The organism is Exiguobacterium sp. s35, from assembly GCF_018617535.1.
GTDB classification, from domain to species: Bacteria; Bacillota; Bacilli; order Exiguobacteriales; family Exiguobacteriaceae; genus Exiguobacterium; species Exiguobacterium aestuarii.
In genome coordinates, this window is the sequence record NZ_JACSKI010000001.1 from 1,298,548 (window position 1) to 1,318,882 (window position 20,335).

18 protein-coding genes are annotated in these 20,335 nt (G+C 49.6%); 5 read left to right on the forward strand and 13 right to left on the reverse strand.

Annotation, left to right across the window (positions count from 1 at the left end; genetic code table 11):
- Positions 1 to 7: 7 nt before the first annotated feature.
- On the forward strand, positions 8 to 580 hold the full coding sequence (locus KNO75_RS06695; RefSeq protein WP_214693509.1) for a YcxB family protein: 573 nt from the start codon (positions 8 to 10) through the stop codon (positions 578 to 580).
- 15 nt (positions 581 to 595) lie between these two features.
- Here the strand turns inward: KNO75_RS06695 and KNO75_RS06700 are convergent, their stop codons facing one another.
- The 6 genes from KNO75_RS06700 to secA2 all read right to left on the reverse strand — a co-directional run bounded on the left by KNO75_RS06700 (position 596) and on the right by secA2 (position 9,643).
- Positions 596 to 1,513 carry a proline dehydrogenase family protein gene (locus tag KNO75_RS06700; RefSeq protein ID WP_214795503.1) on the reverse strand — a complete coding sequence of 306 codons (918 nt, stop codon included), beginning with the start codon at positions 1,511 to 1,513 and terminating at the stop codon, positions 596 to 598.
- A gap of 157 nt (positions 1,514 to 1,670) precedes the next feature.
- Positions 1,671 to 2,342, reverse strand: coding sequence for a PAQR family membrane homeostasis protein TrhA (gene trhA, locus KNO75_RS06705; protein WP_051829405.1), 672 nt, complete (start codon positions 2,340 to 2,342; stop codon positions 1,671 to 1,673).
- Positions 2,343 to 2,437: 95 nt separating this feature from the next.
- Positions 2,438 to 3,880: a carbon starvation CstA family protein gene (locus KNO75_RS06710; RefSeq protein WP_214820573.1), complete on the reverse strand. Its 1,443-nt coding sequence runs from the start codon at positions 3,878 to 3,880 to the stop codon at positions 2,438 to 2,440.
- 175 nt (positions 3,881 to 4,055) lie between these two features.
- Positions 4,056 to 6,341: a bifunctional 2',3'-cyclic-nucleotide 2'-phosphodiesterase/3'-nucleotidase gene (locus KNO75_RS06715; protein WP_251126060.1), complete on the reverse strand. Its 2,286-nt coding sequence runs from the start codon at positions 6,339 to 6,341 to the stop codon at positions 4,056 to 4,058.
- 129 nt (positions 6,342 to 6,470) lie between these two features.
- Positions 6,471 to 7,277 carry an SLAP domain-containing protein gene (locus KNO75_RS06720; protein WP_214795499.1) on the reverse strand — a complete coding sequence of 269 codons (807 nt, stop codon included), beginning with the start codon at positions 7,275 to 7,277 and terminating at the stop codon, positions 6,471 to 6,473.
- The gene (gene secA2, locus KNO75_RS06725; protein WP_214820575.1) at positions 7,277 to 9,643 is read right to left on the reverse strand and encodes an accessory Sec system translocase SecA2; all 2,367 of its coding nucleotides are present in this window, start codon (positions 9,641 to 9,643) and stop codon (positions 7,277 to 7,279) included. The genes KNO75_RS06720 and secA2 overlap by 1 nt, the downstream gene beginning before the upstream one ends.
- A 252-nt stretch (positions 9,644 to 9,895) precedes the next feature.
- Between secA2 and KNO75_RS06730 the strand changes: the two genes are divergently transcribed.
- Together KNO75_RS06730 and KNO75_RS06735 are read left to right on the forward strand one after the other, a co-directional pair.
- On the forward strand, positions 9,896 to 11,191 hold the full coding sequence (locus KNO75_RS06730; RefSeq protein ID WP_214820577.1) for a Y-family DNA polymerase: 1,296 nt from the start codon (positions 9,896 to 9,898) through the stop codon (positions 11,189 to 11,191).
- Positions 11,188 to 11,517 (forward strand): YolD-like family protein, encoded by a 330-nt coding sequence (locus tag KNO75_RS06735; RefSeq protein WP_214795493.1) that lies wholly within the window; start codon positions 11,188 to 11,190, stop codon positions 11,515 to 11,517. Before KNO75_RS06730 ends, KNO75_RS06735 begins: the two co-directional genes overlap by 4 nt.
- Here KNO75_RS06735 and KNO75_RS06740 read toward each other — a convergent pair.
- The gene (locus tag KNO75_RS06740; protein ID WP_251126062.1) at positions 11,514 to 13,070 is read right to left on the reverse strand and encodes a SulP family inorganic anion transporter; all 1,557 of its coding nucleotides are present in this window, start codon (positions 13,068 to 13,070) and stop codon (positions 11,514 to 11,516) included. The genes KNO75_RS06735 and KNO75_RS06740 overlap by 4 nt on opposite strands.
- A 290-nt stretch (positions 13,071 to 13,360) precedes the next feature.
- Here KNO75_RS06740 and KNO75_RS06745 point away from each other — a divergent pair, with 290 nt between their 5' ends.
- Positions 13,361 to 13,750: a hypothetical protein gene (locus KNO75_RS06745; protein ID WP_251126063.1), complete on the forward strand. Its 390-nt coding sequence runs from the start codon at positions 13,361 to 13,363 to the stop codon at positions 13,748 to 13,750.
- 52 nt (positions 13,751 to 13,802) lie between these two features.
- On the opposite strand, the gene KNO75_RS06750 is transcribed toward KNO75_RS06745, so the two are convergent.
- From KNO75_RS06750 to KNO75_RS06775, 6 genes are all read right to left on the reverse strand, one after another.
- The gene (locus KNO75_RS06750) at positions 13,803 to 14,444 is read right to left on the reverse strand and encodes an ABC transporter ATP-binding protein (RefSeq protein ID WP_214820587.1); all 642 of its coding nucleotides are present in this window, start codon (positions 14,442 to 14,444) and stop codon (positions 13,803 to 13,805) included.
- 11 nt (positions 14,445 to 14,455) lie between these two features.
- Complete coding sequence (locus KNO75_RS06755) at positions 14,456 to 15,949, reverse strand: hypothetical protein (RefSeq protein ID WP_214820589.1); 1,494 nt, start codon at positions 15,947 to 15,949, stop codon at positions 14,456 to 14,458.
- 12 nt (positions 15,950 to 15,961) lie between these two features.
- A complete protein-coding gene (locus KNO75_RS06760; RefSeq protein WP_214820591.1) occupies positions 15,962 to 16,741 on the reverse strand; it encodes an ABC transporter permease in 780 nt (259 codons plus the stop codon).
- A gap of 3 nt (positions 16,742 to 16,744) precedes the next feature.
- Complete coding sequence (locus KNO75_RS06765; protein ID WP_353047568.1) at positions 16,745 to 17,485, reverse strand: permease prefix domain 1-containing protein; 741 nt, start codon at positions 17,483 to 17,485, stop codon at positions 16,745 to 16,747.
- Positions 17,478 to 17,834: a PadR family transcriptional regulator gene (locus KNO75_RS06770; protein WP_214795479.1), complete on the reverse strand. Its 357-nt coding sequence runs from the start codon at positions 17,832 to 17,834 to the stop codon at positions 17,478 to 17,480. The genes KNO75_RS06765 and KNO75_RS06770 overlap by 8 nt, the downstream gene beginning before the upstream one ends.
- 182 nt (positions 17,835 to 18,016) lie before the next feature.
- Entirely contained in the window at positions 18,017 to 19,429 is a 1,413-nt protein-coding gene (locus KNO75_RS06775) for an NAD(P)H-binding protein (protein ID WP_214820595.1), read from the reverse strand.
- A 405-nt stretch (positions 19,430 to 19,834) separates the two neighbouring features.
- Between KNO75_RS06775 and KNO75_RS06780 the strand changes: the two genes are divergently transcribed.
- Entirely contained in the window at positions 19,835 to 20,335 is a 501-nt protein-coding gene (locus KNO75_RS06780) for a hypothetical protein (protein WP_214795475.1), read from the forward strand.

Here is a 20,335-nt window from a genome sequence, read left to right on the forward strand (position 1 = left end):
AGATGTTATGGTCACCACGTACAAACTGACGCTTGAAGATTTTTCAGCTTTCCAAAACGACATGATTCACCATTCTGATCAACATAAACGAATTCGCAGCGTATGGTTGAAATATATGAATATTCCGCTATTCGCGCTTGGGTTCATTGCTACAATCTTATTATTTCCTAATCTCGAATCGACGATGACCCGATTGTTGATCACATTTGGAATTGGGATGCTGTTCGCCCTATTACTTAGACCGCTGTTTAAAGATTTACATGCCCCACTCTACCTTTGGCAGATCCGTCGCATCCTCAAAAAACAGAACGTTTGGCCAAAAGACATTAAGCTTCAGTTTTCTGAAACTCACGTCGAAATGCAAGCCGTTCGCGGTAGTATCCACCGTACGACACAAGTTCCTTGGACATCTATTCTTCGCGTATATCAAGACGAGTCGTATCGCTTCCTTTATTATGAAGAGGATGAAGCTTTGATTATCCCGAAAATGAAAGATGGGATTACCGAAGTCGAACAAAGTGAAATCGATCGGATACTCGAAAAACATCTACACACAGAAAAGCACACAAGTTCAACGTGAACTCGTGTGCTTGTTTTATTTCTTCACCATTCCTTTTAACACGAACGCCACGTTTGCCGGACGCTCCGCGAGGCGGCGCATGAAGTATCCGTACCAGTCACGACCGTATGGCACGTAGACACGGACTTTGTATCCTTGGCGCACGAGCTCGAGTTGACGCTCGACGCGGATGCCGTATAACATCTGAAACTCGAACTGGTCGAGTGGGATGTTGTTTTCTTTGACGTGCTCGATGACGGCGTCAATCATATGGTCATCGTGTGTCGCGATGGATGCGTAGTTCCCGTTCGCAAGATGGAGTTTGACGAGCTTCACGTAGTTATGGTCGACGTCCTCTTTTTCAGGGAACGCGACCGTCGCCGGCTCTTTATATGCCCCTTTGACGATTCGGAGGTTCGGCTTAAGCGGTGCGAGGTGATTGATGTCATCTTCCGAGCGATACAAGTACGACTGGATGACCGTCCCGAGACCGTCAAATTCAGCCTTCAGCTTCTTGAACAATTCGAGCGTCTTCTCACAACGCTGCTCGTCTTCCATATCGATGGCCACAAAGACCCCGACTCTTTGTGCGACCGTTAGGATTTGACGCATGTTGTCTTCAATCAATTCGTCCGAAATGTCGAAGCCGAGTGACGTCAACTTGAGTGACATATAGGCGTCCAATTGTTCTTCTGCCATAATTTCAATCGCACGAATGATTTCGTCGCGATTCGTATTCGCTTCTTCGACCGTCTTGATAAATTCCCCGAGATGATCGACCGTGACCGACAACCCTTTCGCGTTGAGTTCGCGAATCGTTGGAACGGACGCCTTAAAGTCTTCCCCTGCTACAAAGCGTGATGCACCAAATCGTAAACCATATTTCTTCGCCAAACTGTTGAGTGTTTTGTTTTGTGACATGTAGATAAATCCATCGCGCAACACTTTTTCCATCTGATTTTCCCCCTTACTTTTACACCCATCTATCTCTATGATGATGTCTGCAATTATTATGACACACAAACGTCAATTCGTCTGTATTTTTGTAACCGTTTGCAGCACTTTCTTCCCAACTTTTCAAAAAAGACAGACGCCCCGTAGGACGGCTGTCTTATAGGCTTGTCGAAGGTGCGACATAGAGCAAAATACTGAGGAAGATGAACACACTTCCGGCTAGGACGAACAAGTGCCAAATCGCATGATTGAACGGCAGTTTTTGCCACACATAAAACACGATTCCGACCGAATAGGCGATCCCTCCCGCGAGGAGAAGCATGAACCCTTGATGACCGAGTGATTCATATAACGGACGGATGGCGATGATGCAGATCCAGCCGAGTGCGAGATACGTCACATTCGACACCCACATATACTTCCCGGTCGAAAACAGTTTCCAGACGATTCCGAGAATCGCCACACCCCATACAATCCCGAACAACGTCCAGCCGAGCGTCCCATGAAGCGTCACAAGGGCAAATGGCGTATAGCTTCCGGCGATGAGTAAGTAAATCCCCGCGTGGTCGAACACTTGTAGCACCCGCTTCGCTCGTGGATGCGGGATGGCGTGCATGAGCGTCGAGAATAAGTAGAGTAAAATCATCGATGCCCCGAACACGCTGACCGCCGTAACGTTCCACGTGCTCCCACTTTCTGTCGCACTCATGACGAGTAGGACGAGGGCGACGATGCTGAAGATGACTCCTAAGCCGTGCGTGATCGCGCTCGCGATCTCTTCTCCGAGCGTGTCGGCATGGAGCATCTCTTTGAGTTGTTCTTGTTTCATATGCTCCCACCTTCCATAACTGTTCCCTCTAGTATGGACATTTCCCGATTTAAACGCAATCGAAAACACGGGCTACCGATTAGCCCGTGTCGAGATTATGCGACTTCTTTCACTGGAATGTCACATTCCATTTGTGCAGCCCGCATCGCGCGTGCCCGTTTGTGGAACAAGACGAGCAGCGTCAACGTACCGAGTGTCGAAATGACATACGGAAGGACCCCGTCCAGCTTGAATCCGATTGGTGCCGTCAAAATATAGAACCAGACTGCATACAACATGAACGTCCCCGGAAGGAGCGCGATGTAGTGGTTGCGTCCTTTAATATACAGGTACATCGCCCCGACGAACAGTGCGATGACCGCTGTCGTCTGGTTCGCCCAGTTGAAGTATTGCCAAAGCATCTGGAAGTCCATGTTCGTGAGCACGTATGAGATCGCGAAGAGTGGAAGTGCGATCCAGAGGCGTGACGAGAACTTCTTCTGTGCGATCGACAAGTAGTCCGCGATAATCATGCGAGCGCTACGGAATGCCGTGTCGCCTGATGTGATTGGCAAGACGATGACCCCGAGAATCGCGAGCGTCCCACCGATGCTACCGAGCATGAGTGTCGCCACTTCTTGGACGACGAGTGCCGGCGTCCCTGAGTTGATGAGTCCGAGCAATTCACCTGGCTCAAAGATGGCCATCGCAGCCCCAGCCCAAATCATGGCGATGACCGCTTCGGCAATCATCATACCGTAGAAAATTTCACGGCCGTTGCTTTCTTTCATCGTCGTCCGCGAGATGATCGGGGACTGTGTCGCATGGAAGCCAGAGAGCGCCCCACACGAAATCGTGAAGAAGAGGAGCGGCCAGATTGGCAAGCCGTCCGGATGCATGTTCGTCAATGTCATTTCTGGGATTTGGTAGCCTTGTGCGAACAAGCTGACCGCGATCCCGATGGCACTGACGACGAGTAGTGCCCCGAAGAACGGATAGATGCGCCCGATGATCTTATCGACCGGGAGGAGCGTCGCCAAGATATAGTAGGCGAACACGCCGAAGATGACGAACATGAGCGTCGATGCGTTTCCATCAAACAAGTTGTTGATCATGTTACTCGGAGACGTGACGAACACTGTTCCGACGAGTAAAAGAAGTAAAAGTGCGAATCCGTTGACGATATGACGGAGCGAGCGTCCGAGGAACTTCTCCGCTAGTTGTGGCAAGTGTGCCCCGTTATTCCGAAGGGAAATCATTCCTGTCAAATAGTCGTGTACCGCCCCGGCAAAAATCGACCCGAAGACGATCCAAAGAAATGCGACCGGTCCGTAGAGCGCCCCCATGATCGGTCCAAAGATCGGTCCGACACCGGCGATGTTCAATAATTGAATCATCGAATTCCGTTTTTTACCCATCGGCACGTAGTCGATGCCGTCCTGAGAAGCATAAGCGGGCGTCGTCCGCTCTTCCTTGATGCCGAACGTCTTCTCGACGTAACGACCATATACCAAATACCCGACCAAAAGTAGTGCGAGTGCGACAAAGAATGTAATCATCTGTCAGTCCCCTTTTCCGTCCATATGTAGCTGATCCCCGTCAGCTTTTCGGTTTACACGTGTCATGTAACCGATTACATGATTGATTATACAAGAAGAATCCATGTAATGTAAGGGTTTTCATTCACATTTTTGCCACAAAAAATGAGCCCCCATTCAGGAAGCTCATTTCCAATTAACGAAGCGCAGGTTCACCGACGTGGCCGGCACCAACGACTTTCATTTCTGACTTCGTCTGACCATCTTTTTCACTGACGACTTCTACTGTTTGGCGAAGTTTGAGCGGTTTGACAGACAGTACGTATTCTCCGTTCTCATTCGCGACCGTCTCAGCCAAGACGCGATTGCCATCGCGAAGCGTCACGTCTGCTCCAGGGGCTGTCATTCCCGTCACGCGTTTCGCACCCGGTTTGATCGTATCCACTGTGAGGTTTAACACGAACTCTGGTGCTGTCGGCTCAAGACCGAGCGTATACGTCCGGAAGAGACGACCCGCTGCGTCCGCACGTGTCGCGTCTGTCGCTTCGATGCCTTCGTAAAGGTTCAAGTACTGCTTGCCGGCATCTGCTGTCTCAAATGTCACAGAACGTTTCGCGTCCGCGACAATCTTCCAGTTGTTATCGGCTTTATAGTCCAAGTTGCTGCCACTCGACACGATATAATCCGAGATGACGTTACGTGTCTCATACGCTGAGCGATAGACGATGTTCTTCCCGCCACCGAGACCTGGGAATGAAGACGACCCTGCACGATAGTTGTTCGTCGCGACCAAGAACTCTTGGTTCATCGTGATCGGTTGACCGTTATATTCGACGTTCTTCACGCGGTTGGCGTTCTCGTTGACGAGTTTCCCACCGACATCGAACTTCGCCGGACCTGTGACATCGATCTCATACGTCAAGCCGTCGAGGACGTCGAAGTTATAGCTGCGGAACTGGAGGTTGAGGAGGTTTTCGCCGTCCGCCTCGATTTGGTCATATGCCCCCGCTGACATCTCGAGCCAGTCCATGACGTCCTTCCCTGTCACTTTGACGACTTCGAGCGTGTTCGGATAGACATAGAGGTCCGCCACGTTCTTCAAGGCGATTTGACCTTTCGGGATATTCGTGTAATAGCTCGCGTCCGTCAATTCACGACCGCCCGCTTTGAACGATGCCCCTGCCGACAAGAGTGGCAGACCTTTATAAGGTGAAAGCTCTGGGTTCGTCTCAAGTTCTTTCTCGACGTACCACTTCTGGGCGTTCGTCACGAACTGAACCGACGCATCATCACGGACGAGTGCGAAGTAGCTCTGAATATCGTCTTGAATCTGTCCGACCGGCTGGTTGATGTAGTCGATTGTCGCCAAGTGGTCGTCTTCAATCAACGCCTGAATCGTCGGGTCGATCGCTGTATCAGCCGTCACCGTGTCGAGCGCGGCCGATGCGTCAAGAATCTGCCATTTGCCGTCGACGAGTTCGAGTTCGAAATCGATGACCCCGAGGTCTTTCCCTTGGTTGTTCGCCATGACGACCGGTTTCCCGTTGATCGTCCCTTTTGCCATATCGACGTTCGGGAACGAGGCGAACATGCCTTTCGCATCCGGGAAGCGACCGTGCTGGTGTCCCGTCATGACCATGTCGAGTCCGTCAATCTTCGTGAGCGCATACCCGACGTTCTCTTCGCTGTCGAGTTGTTCGTCCGCGAGTGCCGCACTTTCGCCGATGCCTGAGTGCGCGAGCGCGACGACGACGTCTGCTCCTTGGTCTTTCAATTTTTGAACCGATTCACGTGCCGATGGGATGATGTCCTCTGCCGTCACACGACCTTGTAGGTTCCCTGAATCCCATGACATGATCTTCGGCGGTACGACACCGAACACACCGACTTTGATTGTATGTGTTTCCCCGTCCAAGTCTGTGACCGTCCGTTCGATGATCTGGACCTCTTGTCCATCCACGTTGAACTTCGAGACGATTGGGTTGCCTTCTAAGTCTTTGACGTTCGAGTTGACGAAACGGAGCTTCCCTTTCGATCCTTCCATCGCGTTGTATAAGAATTCGAGACCGAAGTTGAACTCGTGGTTCCCGAGTGTGACAGCGTCATAGTTGAGTGCTGCCATCGCCTTATACATCGGATGCTCGAACGCTTCATTTTTCCCAGCTTGAAGCTCACGGACGTAGTCGCCAAACGGTGTCCCTTGAATCGTATCGCCGTTATCGAACAAGAATGTGTTCGCTTCCCCAGCGGCTGTACGATGTTCATTGATGAGTGTCGCGACTTTCGTCAACCCGATCGTATTGTCGACCTTGTCTTGGAAGTAGTCATAGTTCGTGATGTTCGTATGTAGGTCTGTCGTCTCTAAGAAACGGAGCTTGACGATATCCTCATCGACCTCTGCCAAAACGTTCGGTGCCTGTAGCGGTAAAACGGTTGGTAATACGAGCGCGGTCGCGATCGACCATTTCCATGCACTTTTCATGTGATTGTCCCCTTTGTCTGGTTGATAAGTGTCTAACCATACTCAATATAACACCAGCCTCGTTGACCTTCTATTAAAATTTTGTATAAAAAAGACCCAATTTCCTTTACAGAAATTAGGTCTTTCGTCTTATGAACGTTTAATTCGTACAGTGAACGGGCCGTTCCCTTCCACATTCTCGAATGTGACGGAAATCGGGTACGCATGTTTGCTGTGGACCGGGTTCTCGAGACGGATTGTCGTGAGACCGACAACTTCTTCTCCACTCATGAGTTCAAGTGGGAGTTGTTCCACATTCAAATCGTGAGCATAGCCGTTTCGGAGAAGGAGTGTCGTCGTGACACGTGTCTCTTCTTGCTCGACGGCGACGAGCATCATGTTGAACTCGTCTTCCGCGACCGGTGGTGTCGCAACGTTCGTGCGCATCACTTGTTGCCACGCTTCTGCCGAGAACTGTTCCATCGCCTCGCGTGAGATGGCTTGTAACGCGTCGATTGGGTTCATTTGGAAGACGAGACGAAGTGGTGCGGACGTATCGATCTCGCCAAATAGTTCATCCTGAAGAAAATCGAGGTAGACGGGCTTACTCGTCCACGGCTCGAAGTTCGGGAGCGCCGAACGTTCCAACACTTTTCGTCCGAGCGGCATGTTGTTCGCGTCGAGCAACAAGACCGGGAGTTCGTTGATCTCGAACGAACTCGGGAGCGTGTTGCGGAACAACGCAACAATCGACAAGTCCTGACCGAGTGACTCGGCGCTCAGCAGTTCGATCGAGAGCTGGTTGTCGAGGAGTGCAGGGAGTCGTTTCGCATGATAACGGAAGACGTACTCATCTTCTTTCGGGATCCCCATCTCATCATCGAAGACGAGCGTCAACCGACGCCCTTCTTCCGTTTTGCCTGTCTCGATTTGTTTTCGCTTACGAAATCCTAACATTACACTTCCTCCTCTGCCGTCTCGACGAAGTACAGGTCGAGCTGGCATAGTTCTACCGTCACGTCACGGGCGATGTTGACATACGTCTGTTCGAAGATGTCCAACCCTTCTTTGCTGAAGAGACGACTCGGATCTTCTTGGGCATAGCTCCGTAGACCGATTCCTTCCTTCAATCCGCTCATCATCGTCAAGTGGTCCGTCCATTTCGTATCGAGGGCACGAAGGAGCGACTCTTTCGTGAATAAGACGACGTCTTCTCGTGTAAGGCGCGCTTCTGTTTTTTGGATGATCTCTTCCATCCAATCCTTCAACGCTTCTTTCAACTCATACGTATCCGCGATGTCGTTCGACCAAGTCGGCTCTTGCATCGTCAAATAACGCAAATCTTCTTTTAGTTCGGCGACTGGCCACTCTTCCGGGACGAGTTCGTCTGACACATGCATATCGATACTGTTCTCGAGGGCGAGACGCATCATGCTGAGTACGTTTTTCGTGATGGCATCCGCATCGGCATTGACGGCCTGGTCGCGAATCGTATAGATGATGTTCCGTTGTTCGTTCAAGACGTCATCGAGCTTGAACAAGTAGTCGCGGATCGATACGCCGATTCCTTCAATCGTCGTCTGGGCATACTCCACCACATCAATCGCTTCTTTTGACGAGACCTCACCTGTCGCGTTTGGCTTCAGTTTCTTCTCGACGCGTTCTAGTTTTTGTGCGGCATACCGTTTCACGATCTCATCTTCGAGCGAGACGAAGAACTCGGTCTCCCCCGGGTCACCTTGGCGCCCAGAGCGTCCACGAAGCTGGTTGTCGACACGTTGCGACTCATGACGTTCCGTCCCGACGACGAATAGCCCACCTGCCGCTTTCGACTTCGCATCGAGCATGATGTCCGTTCCGCGTCCGGCCATGTTCGTCGCAATCGTCACTTTCCCGAATTGCCCGGCGTCGGCGATGATATCGGCTTCTTGTGCGACCGTCTTCGCATTCAAGACGTCATGCTTGATCCGTTTCTTCTTCAAATGTTTACTGATCGCCTCAGATTGCGCGATCGATGTCGTCCCGATCAAGACCGGACGTCCCATCGCATGCAATTCGTCGACTTTTTCCGTCACGGCCGCATACTTCTGTTCGATCGTCATGAAGATACGATCCGGATGGTCGATTCGCTTTCGTTCACGGTTCGTCGGCACTTGCACGACGTCCATGTTATACGTCTTCAAGAACTCTTGACGTGACGTCTGTGCCGTCCCCGTCATCCCGCCGACGAGCGGATACATGCGGAAGTAGTGCTGGATCGTAATTTCCGCCGTCGTCTTGTTCTCCTCCGTGATTGTGACGCCTTCTTTCGCCTCAAGCGCCTGATGCAATCCTTCCGAGAGGCTACGTCCTTCCATGATGCGTCCCGTGAACAAGTCGATCAGTTCAATCTTGTCGTCACGGACGATATAGTCGACGTCGAGCTCGAACAATACGTTCGCACGGAGCGCCTGGACGAGATAGTGATAGAGCACCTGGTGCGACGCGCTGAACAAGTTGTCGATGGCGAACAACTCTTCGATTTTAGTGATCCCGGCTTCTGTGAACGAGGCCGCTTTCGATTCCAAATCGACTTCATAGTCCGTATCCTCAAAGCTCGAGATGACTTGTTGCGAGAGTTGTTTCAAGCGGATATGTGAACGGTCCTTTTGTGCGATGATGAGCGGCGTTTTCGCCTCATCGATCAAGATGCTGTCCACTTCGTCGACGAGGGCGAAATGGAACGGGCGCTGGACGCGCTCTTCCGGTTTCCCGACGAGGTGGTCACGTAAATAGTCAAACCCGAACTCGGTCCCGACCCCGTACGTGATGTCTGCCTGATAAGCGGCGCGCTTCTCGTCTGGCTCGATGTCTGGCACGTTCAACCCTACCGTCAACCCGAGGAAGTCATGGATCTTGCCAATCTGTTCGGCGTCACGTCTCGCCAAGTAATCGTTCACGGTGATGACGTGGACCCCTTTTCCTTCAAGTGCCTTGACATAACTCGGTAAAGCGGCGACGAGCGTCTTCCCTTCCCCTGTCGGCATCTCCGAGATGTTCCCTTCGAGAAGGGCGAACCCGCCGATGAGCTGGACGTCGTAATGGCGCATGCCGAGCACGCGGACCGACGCTTCGCGGACGAGGGCAAACCCTTCTTCGGCGATGTCATCGACTGTCTTTCCATCCAAGAGGCGCACTTTGAGCGTCTCCGTATATGTACGCATCTCGTCATCCGAGAGTGCTTGCATCGTTGTCTCTAATTCGTTGATTCGCGCGACCCGTCGTTCGTACGCTTTCAAACGCCGGCTTTGATCATTCGTTAATTGTTTTACAAATTGGATCACACTAATAGCCTCCATCTTTCTGTCAATTCATCTGTTACATACTCGTCTATTATAACGAAATTCGGACGAATTCGGAGATTTTTTTACGAAAACTTCCTAAAAGTTGGTTTTTGAATTCTTAAAAACCTATAAATTTTGGTTAATTTTCAAAAAGTATTTGTAAAAATATTTTCAATTCACTATTTGAGACGGCGTGAGACCGTGTTACGATGAGAAAAACAGAACATTTGTTCGTAAAAAGGAGTGGTGACGATGCGCAGACGAATCTTTTGTATCGACAGCGTCTCGTTCTATGCCAGTTGCGAGTGTGCCGCGCGCAACAAAAATCCTTACCATACGAAGCTCGTCGTCCTCTCGAACTTGCAGGACAGCGGGGCACTCGTCCTCGCGGCGACCCCGAAGATGAAGCAGCTCGGCATCAAGACCGGGTCGCGTCGTTTTCAGATTGACCGCCTTCCGTGGCACGAACGGCGGGACGTTTTGTACGCTGAGGCGCGAATGAGTCATTATTTGAACGTCTCGATTCAAATCATCCACATCCTCCATCAGTTCGCCCCACCCGAAGCGATTCGCGTCTATTCGATTGACGAGACGCTCGTCGACATGACCGGGACGGAGCGGCTGTTCGGAAGTGACGAGCACGTCGCCCACCTCATGCGTGCGACGATTTTTCGCTATACGGGTATCCCCGTGACAATCGGCATCGGACCGAACAACGTCCTCGCCAAGCTCGTCCTCGACTTACATGCGAAAAAGAAAGGGGTCGCCACGTGTCTCCTCCACGACGTCGAGCGACTGATTCATCCGGCCCCGATCGAAAAGATGTGGGGCGTCGGGACGAAGATGGCGGTCCACCTGCAGCGGCTCGGCATCTTCACGATTGGTGACTTGGCCCGCTATCCACTCGAGTCACTGCATGAAAAATTCGGCGTCATTGGGGCAGAACTGTGGCATCACGCCTGGGGTATCGACGAGTCCCCCACCATCTTGCCGGCGAGTTCGTTGTTCGGAGCGAAACGGACGCGCCCGAAGTCGATTGGACACGGCATCACCCTCATGAAAGATTACGCGACGTATTCCTCAATCCGGCTCGTCTTACAGGCGATCGCGGTCGAAGTCGGGATGCGGACCCGGCAAGCGGGACTCGTCGGAAGGACGATTCATCTCGGGGTGCGCTATACGCGGACGAGTGACCGGGGTGGTTTCAGTAAACGAAAGAAGCTCCCCCGCTTCACAGCGGACGAGCAAGAGTTTCTCCCAATCTTGTTGCAGCTATTTTTAGACGGCTGGGAAGAGACAGAGGCCGTCCGTTACGTCTCGGTCGCCCTCGGCAAGCTCGAACCGCGGAGCGACCACGTCCAGTTATCTTTTTTTGAAGACGAATGGGCGAAGGCGAAGCGGCTCGACTTTCTCGATTTGATTGACGGCTTGAACGTCCGGTTCGGTCGCGGCACGATCCGACCGGCATCGAGCCTACTAAAAGACAGTCCGCTCCAGACGCGCCAACGTTTAATCGGCGGACATAAACAAGGAGGCGATTCCTCATGAGCAAGACCCGCTATCGTGATCGGGGTGAATTGAAATGGATCCCATTTCTCATGCCCGAGCACGTCGCCCTACTGAAACGTTACTATGCCCAAATCCAAAAGATCGAGCTACCCGATTTGGACGAACAACTCCTCTATCTGTGGCAGACCGAGCTCGAACGGGCCATCCGTGAAGGTGACCAGGTCGAATTGACACTGTTCGTAGATGGTTTGACGACAAGCATGCGCGGTTACGTCCATGCCATTTATTACGCAGAACGAGAAGTCGAACTGTTCGACGGCGAAGTGCGCCGCGTCCCGTTCGGTGACATCTTGTCCGTTCGTTAAGACGCCTCGATCGCTTCCTGGGTCGTCTCGAACGTCTCGATTCCGTCTAGCAGCCCATAGTGAGCAAGCGTCGCGCGGACCGATGGCGACAAATGCGCGAAGATGACATGACGATCAGCCGCTTTCAGTTCAGTGACGACACGACGCAGCTCCTCGACCGCGGTCACATCGATGACCGGGCAGCGGTGGAAGTTGAAAATGAACACGTTCGGCTCCCGATGGATGTGATGGAGGACGTGCTCGAACAGCTCGACCGCACCGAAAAAGAGTGGGCCTTCGACACTGAAGACGATTTGTCCATCCCGCGTGACATAACGTTCTGTCCGCTCACGCACATCGATCGTATCCGCCATCCGCTTCGCGAAGAGCGCGAGCGCACAGATGACACCGACCTCGACGGCGACGACCAAGTCGACGAATACCGTCAACAGTAGCGTCACGAGGAGGACGAGCGATTCGGATGAACGATGACGTAACATCGCCATCACGTGATGACGCTCGGACATGTTCCAGGCGACACGCATCAAAATCGGGGCGAGTGCGGCGAGGGGCACGTAACTCGCGAACGGCGCGAGGACGAGCACCGCAACGAGTACGGTAATGCCGTGGATGACACCGGCACGTCGGCTGACCGCACCCGCCTGGATGTTCGTCGCCGTCCGAGCGATGGCACCTGTCGAAGGGATTCCACCGAAGAACGGTGTGATCACGTTCGCGAGCCCTTGACCGAACAGTTCCTTGTCCGGCTTCATCTTTGTTCCCGCCATCCCATCGGCGACCGTTCCTGAAAGAAGTGACTCAAGGGCACCAAGGAAGGCGATGGCGAACGCGGATGGAAGGAGCGTCGTGATCAGGTCAACGTCAATCGCGAGCAAGTTGAATGTTGGCAGTCCACTTGGGATGCCGCCATATGCACTTCCGATCGTCGCGACCTCACCCGGGATGAGGAGACTGACGAACGTCGGGACGAGCATCGCCATGAGTAAAAGCGGTAGACGGAACGGCAATTTCGGGACGAGCCAAAGCGTCAAAAAACCGATCCCGGCAATGACAATCGGCCACATCGATGCGTCAGGCAACGCCTGACCGAGACGAAGCAGATTCTCGTGAAAATGTGGCGCCTTCTCAAACGTGACCCCGAACAACTCATCGAGCTGGTCGACGAAGATGACGACGGCGATTCCTGCCGTGAAACCGATCGTGACGGCACGGGGCATGAAGCGGATGAGTCGTCCGACTCGGAGTACGCTCATGAGGAGCAGTAACACACCTGCGAGGACGGTCGTGATGAGTAACCCTTCATACCCGTATGCGAGAACGACACCCGAGACGATCGGGATGAACGCCCCCGTCGGTCCGGCGATTTGAAACGTCGAACCTCCGAACAGGCTGACGAGGATCCCAGCGAAGATGGACGTGTAGAGTCCATACACCGGTGGGACCCCAGAGGCGATGGCGAATGCCATGGCGAGCGGGATCGCGACGACACCGACCGTGATCCCGGCCGAGATGTCCTTTTGCCACATCTCACGTGTGGAGAGTGAGTCTTGCATCATACATTCCTTCTTTCCAATCAGTTCAAAAGCGAGTTTAGTGTACGCCTGTAAAGAGGGCTTGTAAACGGGTTGAGAAAAACATTAACAGAATGTACAAAGAACAACATCCCTCTTTGAATGTTTCTGTATTCTTGCGTATATACGTTTTGAAGATTGAAGACATTTTAGGACTTTTTAAGAGCACCTGAGTAATTTGGTTTATTTTTACTTTTTAAGTATTTTTATGGTTATTATTATTTTCTTTTATGCTATTCTTTTTCTGTACCACAATATACTTGAAATGGGGAATGAAGATGAAGCGTAAGTCGATGATCTCAATGGGGTTAGCTGTAGGATTGTTAGCACTCGGGGGAGCTGCTCAGGCAGGTACAACATATTCAAACTATGACACCACAGTCGCATCGTTTAACGGAAGTGGATACACAGGGTATCAGACAAAATCTTCTTCAAATGCTTCGGGAACACTTGTATCAAAAACAGTTGGCGGGTCTTATACTGTCGATGCAAGAATGACTGCCTCTTCTGGTACAGGTTCTTGGGTTCGCTCTGTATCGGATAATGAGACTCGTTCATTATCAAATTCAATCTCTTCAGGGAGATCAACACGTGTCCAATTCAGTAACGATTTGACCACACCAGTGAGTGTTCAAGTCACAGGTCAATGGAAGAGTAACTAACGATAATAAAGCGCGGTTTCGTTCTAAACGAACAATTCCGCGCCTTTTTAATTCATACAATTTTCTCAAGCTTGCCACGGTTGATTCGATAGACATCCTCACATAAGTAATCGATATCCTCTTGATTGTGACTCGTCATTAAAATAGTCTTCCCTTCTTCTCGAAAAGCAAGTAATAGTTCACGTAACGATTCGACACTATCATGGTCTAATGCATTGAACGCTTCATCCAAAATCAAGATGTGTTGATTTTCCATAATCGCCTGTGCGATAGCAAGTTTTTGCTTCATTCCAAGCGAATAGTTTTTCACTTTTTGTGAATTGTCTGGGTTTAATCCCAAAATCAACATTGTTTTTCGAATTGTCTCTTCATCAATCTGATTTTGAATTTGTGCTAGTTCTTTTAAGTTTTCAAATCCTGTCTTATTGGCAATATAACCTGGACGATCGATAATCATACCGACACCTTCCGGGAAGCGCTGCTCTTTTCCAATTTGTTTCTCCTCAACGTACACTTCTCCATGATCAGGGAACACAAATCCACACATCATTTTGAACAAGACGGATTTGCCAGATCCGTTCGGTCCGACAATTCCGACAATCCGCCCTTGTGGAACAGTCAAATCCACCGCATCAAATAACAAATTGCCTTTGTAGGATTTCGTTACATTTTTTAATTCGATCACTGCAGTCATATTCATCCTCCTCATACATGCAAACTTCTTCTTAACAACAACGTAATCCCGAGCATCAGTACAATCAGTGCTCCAAGCAACTGTATAAACACGGTCCACATCGAAGTAGACTCAAGAACGATTAACGCGTTCATTCCAATCGGTAACCAGTTGACTTGCAGGCCTGGAAATAAAAATAAAGACAACAGACCGATAACGGTCGGTACAACATATACTTCTCGAATCATCCAAGACAGCATGAAGCAAAGCAACGTATACACGAGGCACTGCAAAACAGTACTCACAAACAGAAAACCTAGGATGCTTGTAAAGGGATACCCCTGATAAGTTTGATAGACGTCAAATGGTACATTCGACAGAAACGCCATCAGTAAGGTTAGTCCAATTAAACTGAGTGTAAGGATTGAGAAGAACACAGTCTCTTGAAGGAAAATATTGCGAAACCAGCGATGCGGACTCTTATAACGAATCAACTTGTAATGACTAATTTCCAAAAGTTCTCGCTGCATGCGAAGTTGACTCATATAAGTTGCCCCAAAAAAGAGAATCACATAGGACATAAAGGACAAATAGGAAAAATAATCTGCCCCCACTCCAATGAAGGTTGCTACGATCGCTTCATCAGCCGTCGCCCCTTCTCGACTATTCAAAATTCCATTGTAAGAAATATGAAGGATCGCCAACCCGGCATATAAAAGGTATGCTCCGCTCCCGGTCCATTGCTTCCAATCTATTCGTTGAATCGTTGAAAGTTGACGGAACAGCAGCCCTTGACCCAAGATTATTCCTGTCAGGATGAGCGCAGCCACAATCAAATTTGAATACGAAACGGACGTCATTGAAATAGATAAATATGTCGTCGGCGACAGAAATGAGAATTGCTCGGGAAATAGTTTAAATCCTACGATCCCGAGTAAAAATGTGAAGATTGCCTGTGTGTATAACCATCCTTTTTTAACGTGAAGGAGAAAGATTCCAGCTAACGAAAAATGAACTGTCGTCAGGAAAAGGAACCATAGACAAAGTTGAACGGGTAACGGGTACCAAGGAAGCGAAAAGCGACTTTGCAATACACTCGTCGCATTGACTTCGGTGACCATCTTCGTGTAATCACTCCAACCGGCTTCATATGGCAGTCCAATCATCATCAACGTACTGAGTATAAACAACACGGTAAATAACGGTGCGGCCTCTACAAAAAATAGTTTTAGCGTTCGGTAAATCCAAGCTTGTGGAGTCAACATTCGAATGAGTACCTCATGACGATACTCCCGAATCAGAATCCCAACTGATAAAAATAACATGACAGGAAAGACAAAGTACGTCAGAAGATACATATCCGTCATAAGGGCATAAAATCCGTCCCATACATTCACCTCAACCTGATTCAAACGTACCGTGTCTAATATCTGTCGTTTTACTCTCAAACTATAGAGAAAGATGATGACCCCAACAAAGAGCCAGCTCCTTTTTGTAAATTCATTCATCAATCGATCAACGACCATCATTTTTCCTCCTCAAAAACTCCACTCCCGGCGTAACCGTAGATGGAATAAATAGATGCCGACACCAATGGAGAGAAAAAGAAGGAAGGGCACGAAAATTGTCCAAATCGGATGTGCCGTAATATTAAACGGAAATAGTGTGCTAAGTGGCGAGAATTGCGGAACCTGAAAAATCCCTGCCACAAAATTAAGAATATGGTATGCCAAAAATGGGATAGAGATGGCTACAAATAAGTTGTCGAGTGTCAAAATCAACAGATACGCCATCGTCGCATACAACGACCCGTTCACACCAATCCAGACAGCATAAGAGAATCCATAGAGCATCGGATGAATCTCTTGCAAAAAGGAAAATGTCGTAGTCGGGATCACTACTCCGTCTGTCACAGCGGTGTACTCAACTAAATGGAATAGAGGTTCCACGTACATGACAAATAAAAACGTCATGAAAATCATGGAAAATAGTACGATTCCGCTCAAAATCGCATTAACCAAACCTTTCGCAACCAGATACACAGATAAATCGATACGTGTTCGTGTGTACGTCAAAAAATTGTGCCGATATTCAGCCAAGATGTTTGGCAAAAAGATTAAGATGGCTAGCACCGGAAACAGCATGGCAGGAATGGTAGATACACTTTCTTCAAACACCTCGATCGGGTCAAAGAACTGATACCGATCCCGAATGGTCATAAATTGCACGAACGGCATGATAAAAATGATACCGATGTACACCGTGAGAGAACGAGGTGTCCATAAATTAGTGAATTCACGTCGAATAAGCTGCTTCATTCGTTAGTCCTCCTTTTCCGTGGAGACCAATTGATTGGCCATCCAATAACCGAGCACGTTCAATAACAATAAAAGCGCGAGACTCCACACGTTCAATCGTCTGTTTATATGTAGATTGATCACACCCCATACCATCGATAAGACCAGATAAATCGTCAATCCAATCAATAAAAGAAAGTTGCCGATTTTACGTGAATCAATGACATCAATGACAACCAGCAATCCGTTCTCCAAATATGAGATTTCATTCGAGATGAGTCCCACAGCACCCGACCACCGCTTAGCATCTGAGAAGATCTGTTCAGAATTGCTGTAGTCTGAAATCGTCACACCGTGAATCAATCGACTCGTCTCGAGAATGGCTTGACTCATTTCTTCATCTGTTGAAGATTCATCAATATTCATGTATACGGCATCCGCAAACACCAAATCATAACGCCCACCAATGACAATCGACGTGATGAACAGGAAAATCGATACGATCGCGATGCTAAATCCGATTTGAAGCAGTTGCTTCGCAAAACGATTTTGTTGAATTTGCATCATATGAATGATGGATTCAGCTTGCTCAGCCCCTCCAAATCGATTGAATGCAATGCGAGTGGCGTCTGACTCTGAGTGACCTTTAATCATCAAATCATGAATCGACTGCTCTAAATGAGTTCGCGTCTCCTCTTTTAACTCAATGGTTTCTTGAAGGCGCGGGTCTGCGTTTTGATAGAGTTCGTCAATGTATTCATCCACGTGCTTCAAACGGATCACCTTCTTCATGTAAAAATAGGTCCATTAATTGTTTCACAAGACGCCATTCCACTTTCTTTCGTGCCAAGACGGCTCGTCCATCTGTCGTGATCCGATAATACTTCCGTCTTCCCCCTGGCCCTTGCTCATCTCCCCAATAAGATTCCACACTCCCTTTTTTCTCAAGACGTTTTAAGGATAAGTAGAGTGTCCCTTCCTTCAACTCGAACGCTTCATCAGTACGTGTGTGTACGACTTTGGCGATTTCGTAGCCATACATATCCTGATTGTTGAGTAACGACAGAATCATCGTATCGATATGACCTTTCAGCATTTCTTTATCGATTTCCATAGTGCCCTCCATTCATCACCTAATTCAACTTACCTAATTTTCCCATGCTAATACCTTGTTATGCAATGTATTTTTGTTTTTGAGTCTTATGGGTACATCAACATTAAAAATCAGATGAAAATCGAGACCATTGGGCATAAAAAAAGAAGACAGGGTCACTGTCTTCCAACACTTCATCACATTTAATTCGTCGGAGCCTCTACGACTTGATCGCCATCTTCCGCGTCTTTCGCCAACAACTTCACGTGACGACCGAACAGCCACATGACGACGAGATGGGCTTTCGCCTGTGTCTTCGTATAGAACCACCATGGGAGGGCCGGCACGAACTCATGGATGGCGACGAGTCCTTCATCCGATTCTGGTAAGCGTCTGAACTCGAGACGACCTGTCTTGTCCTCTTCACTCAATTTGACGAACTTGCCCCCATCAATCGCAAAGGATGCCATATCGTCTGTCGCTTCCTGTTCAAGCGATAGATGAAGCGCGACGAATGACGGATCGAGCAGCGCGATTTCCCAATCGTCGTCTTCTTTCGTCGTCTGGATAAGCGGATACATGAAACGACCGAGCCATTCGAAGTACGTGTCCGCCATCCAAAGCGCCGACTTTTCTTCCGGCAGACCAAACCGCTGAATCGAGCGGACGGTGTATGACTTTGGCTGCTTTTTCTTCTTACCGCCTGAGGATTGTTCCTCTTCCTCTTCAAGCGCATGTTCGACAGCCTGTTTAAACGGAATCTCTCCCTGTCCGATGCCTTCGACGGTATCTTCTGCCACCATCGCGTGCCCCATGCTCTCGACAAGCGGATAGACGGTCGCCTTCGGTTCACCTGTGACCGCCATGACCCACAGGCGCGACAGTTTGATTGTCGGGAACGGGAAGTCAATCAAGACGCGACGCTTATCCATGACTTCGGCCGTCTGTTCGATCATCTTCCGATACGTCATCACTTCGGGACCCCCGATGTCGATATGACGATCATAGAGCGATTCGGCACCGACGACCGAGATGAGTGCCTGAACGGCTTCTCGAATATCAATCGGATGTGTCTCCGTCTTCGTCCAACGTGGCAAGATCATCGACGGCAACCGTTTGACGAGTTTCGCTAAAATCGGGAACGACGAACCTTCCGGACCGATGATGAGCCCCGCTCGAATCGTTGTCACCGGCACCCCTTGTCCGCCGAGAATACGTTCGACCTCGAGTCGACTCTTCAAATGACGTGACAATGTCTTCTCTTGTTTTGGAATGATGCCGCTCAAATAGACGATTTGCTCGATATCGTTTGCCTTCGTCGCTCGGGCGAAGTTATCGGCGATGAGCGCATCCATGTCCTCGAACGTCGCCTGCGTCAAGCCACCGTCCGGAATCATCGAGTGGACGAGGAACATCGCATAATCTGCGCCCTCACATGCCTCACGTGTCTGCTCATACGAGAACAAGTCACACGCACGCCACGTGATATGGGCTTCATCTTCTTTATTTTTCGTCGATCGCGATAATGCAATGATGTCATACTCTTCTTTCAGTTGCTCCATCACGTTCGAGCCGATATAGCCGCTCGCCCCCGCAATGACAATCGTTTTCCGCATAAAGCTCACTCCCCTTCATTTTCACATAGAGGTAATGTACCCGTCTTTTCGAAAAGATAAATCAGTCTAAGTATGTAGAGCCTGTCCGTTCGATTCGTAATAAAATGAGAATAATTAGAAAAAGGAGGAATATTCATAGGATTTTGGTATTTTTTTTTGCTTGGGTTGGGAATTCCCCTCGTCGTGAGAGGGGTTGAGAGTAGCGCGAAACAAGGTGGATTGATTTTAGTTGGGCTCGTGATGGTCGGGGTATCGATATTCATGTTCCAAGATGGGGCGCTGATGTAGTAGCGAGCTGGTTTGAGCAAATCACCGGTCGATAAGTCACATTCTCGAGTAATCGCGAGGTCCATTGACAACCTTTTAACGTCTTCAATCTTGAATTGATATGGAAGGAGCTCGACAATGAAACAGTTCAAACGAGTAGGTGTCCTAGCGTTATTCGCCTTGATTGGATTTGCTCTTTTCCATTATGCGACCGAGTCGAAGACGGGTTCCGCTGCATGGACGACAGAAGCTGCGACACATCACTTCAAAGATATCTTAGAAGCGCAGCGAGAGGCGATTGAAGCGCATACTCCTCTTGAAAATATCGAGCGAACGAAACTGTCACACGAAAATGACGTCGTCCGGCTTCTACTCGGCCAGCGGGATTGGGTCGAGCAATTCCACTATACGATTCAGGAGGTACAAGTGGATGAAAAAGGTGGACTTCTATACGCAAACGCGTATGTGACAAGAAATCTTCAATTTGAGAGTGGTGTCACGACCGGGCTTGGTGACGAGATGACGATTCAATTAAGATCTCCGAATGAGGCAATCGAAGAGGTGGAGCTCGAAAATCATAGCGTGACACAAGCAGGCCAACCCTTTTTCAAACGCTGGATCAGTCGAGTGTTTGACTGA

Excerpts from the sequence above, each read along its gene's own strand:
- KNO75_RS06750 (WP_214820587.1), bottom strand. The coding sequence starts at position 14,444 with ATGACTGCAGTGATCGAATTAAAAAATGTAACGAAATCCTACAAAGGC.
- KNO75_RS06745 (WP_251126063.1), top strand. The coding sequence starts at position 13,361 with ATGAAGATGAAGCGTAAGTCGATGATCTCAATGGGGTTAGCTGTAGGA.
- trhA (WP_051829405.1), bottom strand. The coding sequence starts at position 2,342 with ATGAAACAAGAACAACTCAAAGAGATGCTCCATGCCGACACGCTCGGA.
- KNO75_RS06730 (WP_214820577.1), top strand. The coding sequence starts at position 9,896 with ATGCGCAGACGAATCTTTTGTATCGACAGCGTCTCGTTCTATGCCAGT.
- KNO75_RS06695 (WP_214693509.1), top strand. The coding sequence starts at position 8 with ATGGTCACCACGTACAAACTGACGCTTGAAGATTTTTCAGCTTTCCAA.
- KNO75_RS06700 (WP_214795503.1), bottom strand. The coding sequence starts at position 1,513 with ATGGAAAAAGTGTTGCGCGATGGATTTATCTACATGTCACAAAACAAA.
- KNO75_RS06755 (WP_214820589.1), bottom strand. The coding sequence starts at position 15,949 with ATGGTCGTTGATCGATTGATGAATGAATTTACAAAAAGGAGCTGGCTC.
- KNO75_RS06740 (WP_251126062.1), bottom strand. The coding sequence starts at position 13,070 with ATGCAAGACTCACTCTCCACACGTGAGATGTGGCAAAAGGACATCTCG.
- KNO75_RS06770 (WP_214795479.1), bottom strand. The coding sequence starts at position 17,834 with ATGGAAATCGATAAAGAAATGCTGAAAGGTCATATCGATACGATGATT.
- KNO75_RS06760 (WP_214820591.1), bottom strand. The coding sequence starts at position 16,741 with ATGAAGCAGCTTATTCGACGTGAATTCACTAATTTATGGACACCTCGT.
- KNO75_RS06715 (WP_251126060.1), bottom strand. The coding sequence starts at position 6,341 with ATGAAAAGTGCATGGAAATGGTCGATCGCGACCGCGCTCGTATTACCA.
- KNO75_RS06720 (WP_214795499.1), bottom strand. The coding sequence starts at position 7,277 with ATGTTAGGATTTCGTAAGCGAAAACAAATCGAGACAGGCAAAACGGAA.
- KNO75_RS06735 (WP_214795493.1), top strand. The coding sequence starts at position 11,188 with ATGAGCAAGACCCGCTATCGTGATCGGGGTGAATTGAAATGGATCCCA.
- KNO75_RS06710 (WP_214820573.1), bottom strand. The coding sequence starts at position 3,880 with ATGATTACATTCTTTGTCGCACTCGCACTACTTTTGGTCGGGTATTTG.
- KNO75_RS06780 (WP_214795475.1), top strand. The coding sequence starts at position 19,835 with ATGAAACAGTTCAAACGAGTAGGTGTCCTAGCGTTATTCGCCTTGATT.
- KNO75_RS06775 (WP_214820595.1), bottom strand. The coding sequence starts at position 19,429 with ATGCGGAAAACGATTGTCATTGCGGGGGCGAGCGGCTATATCGGCTCG.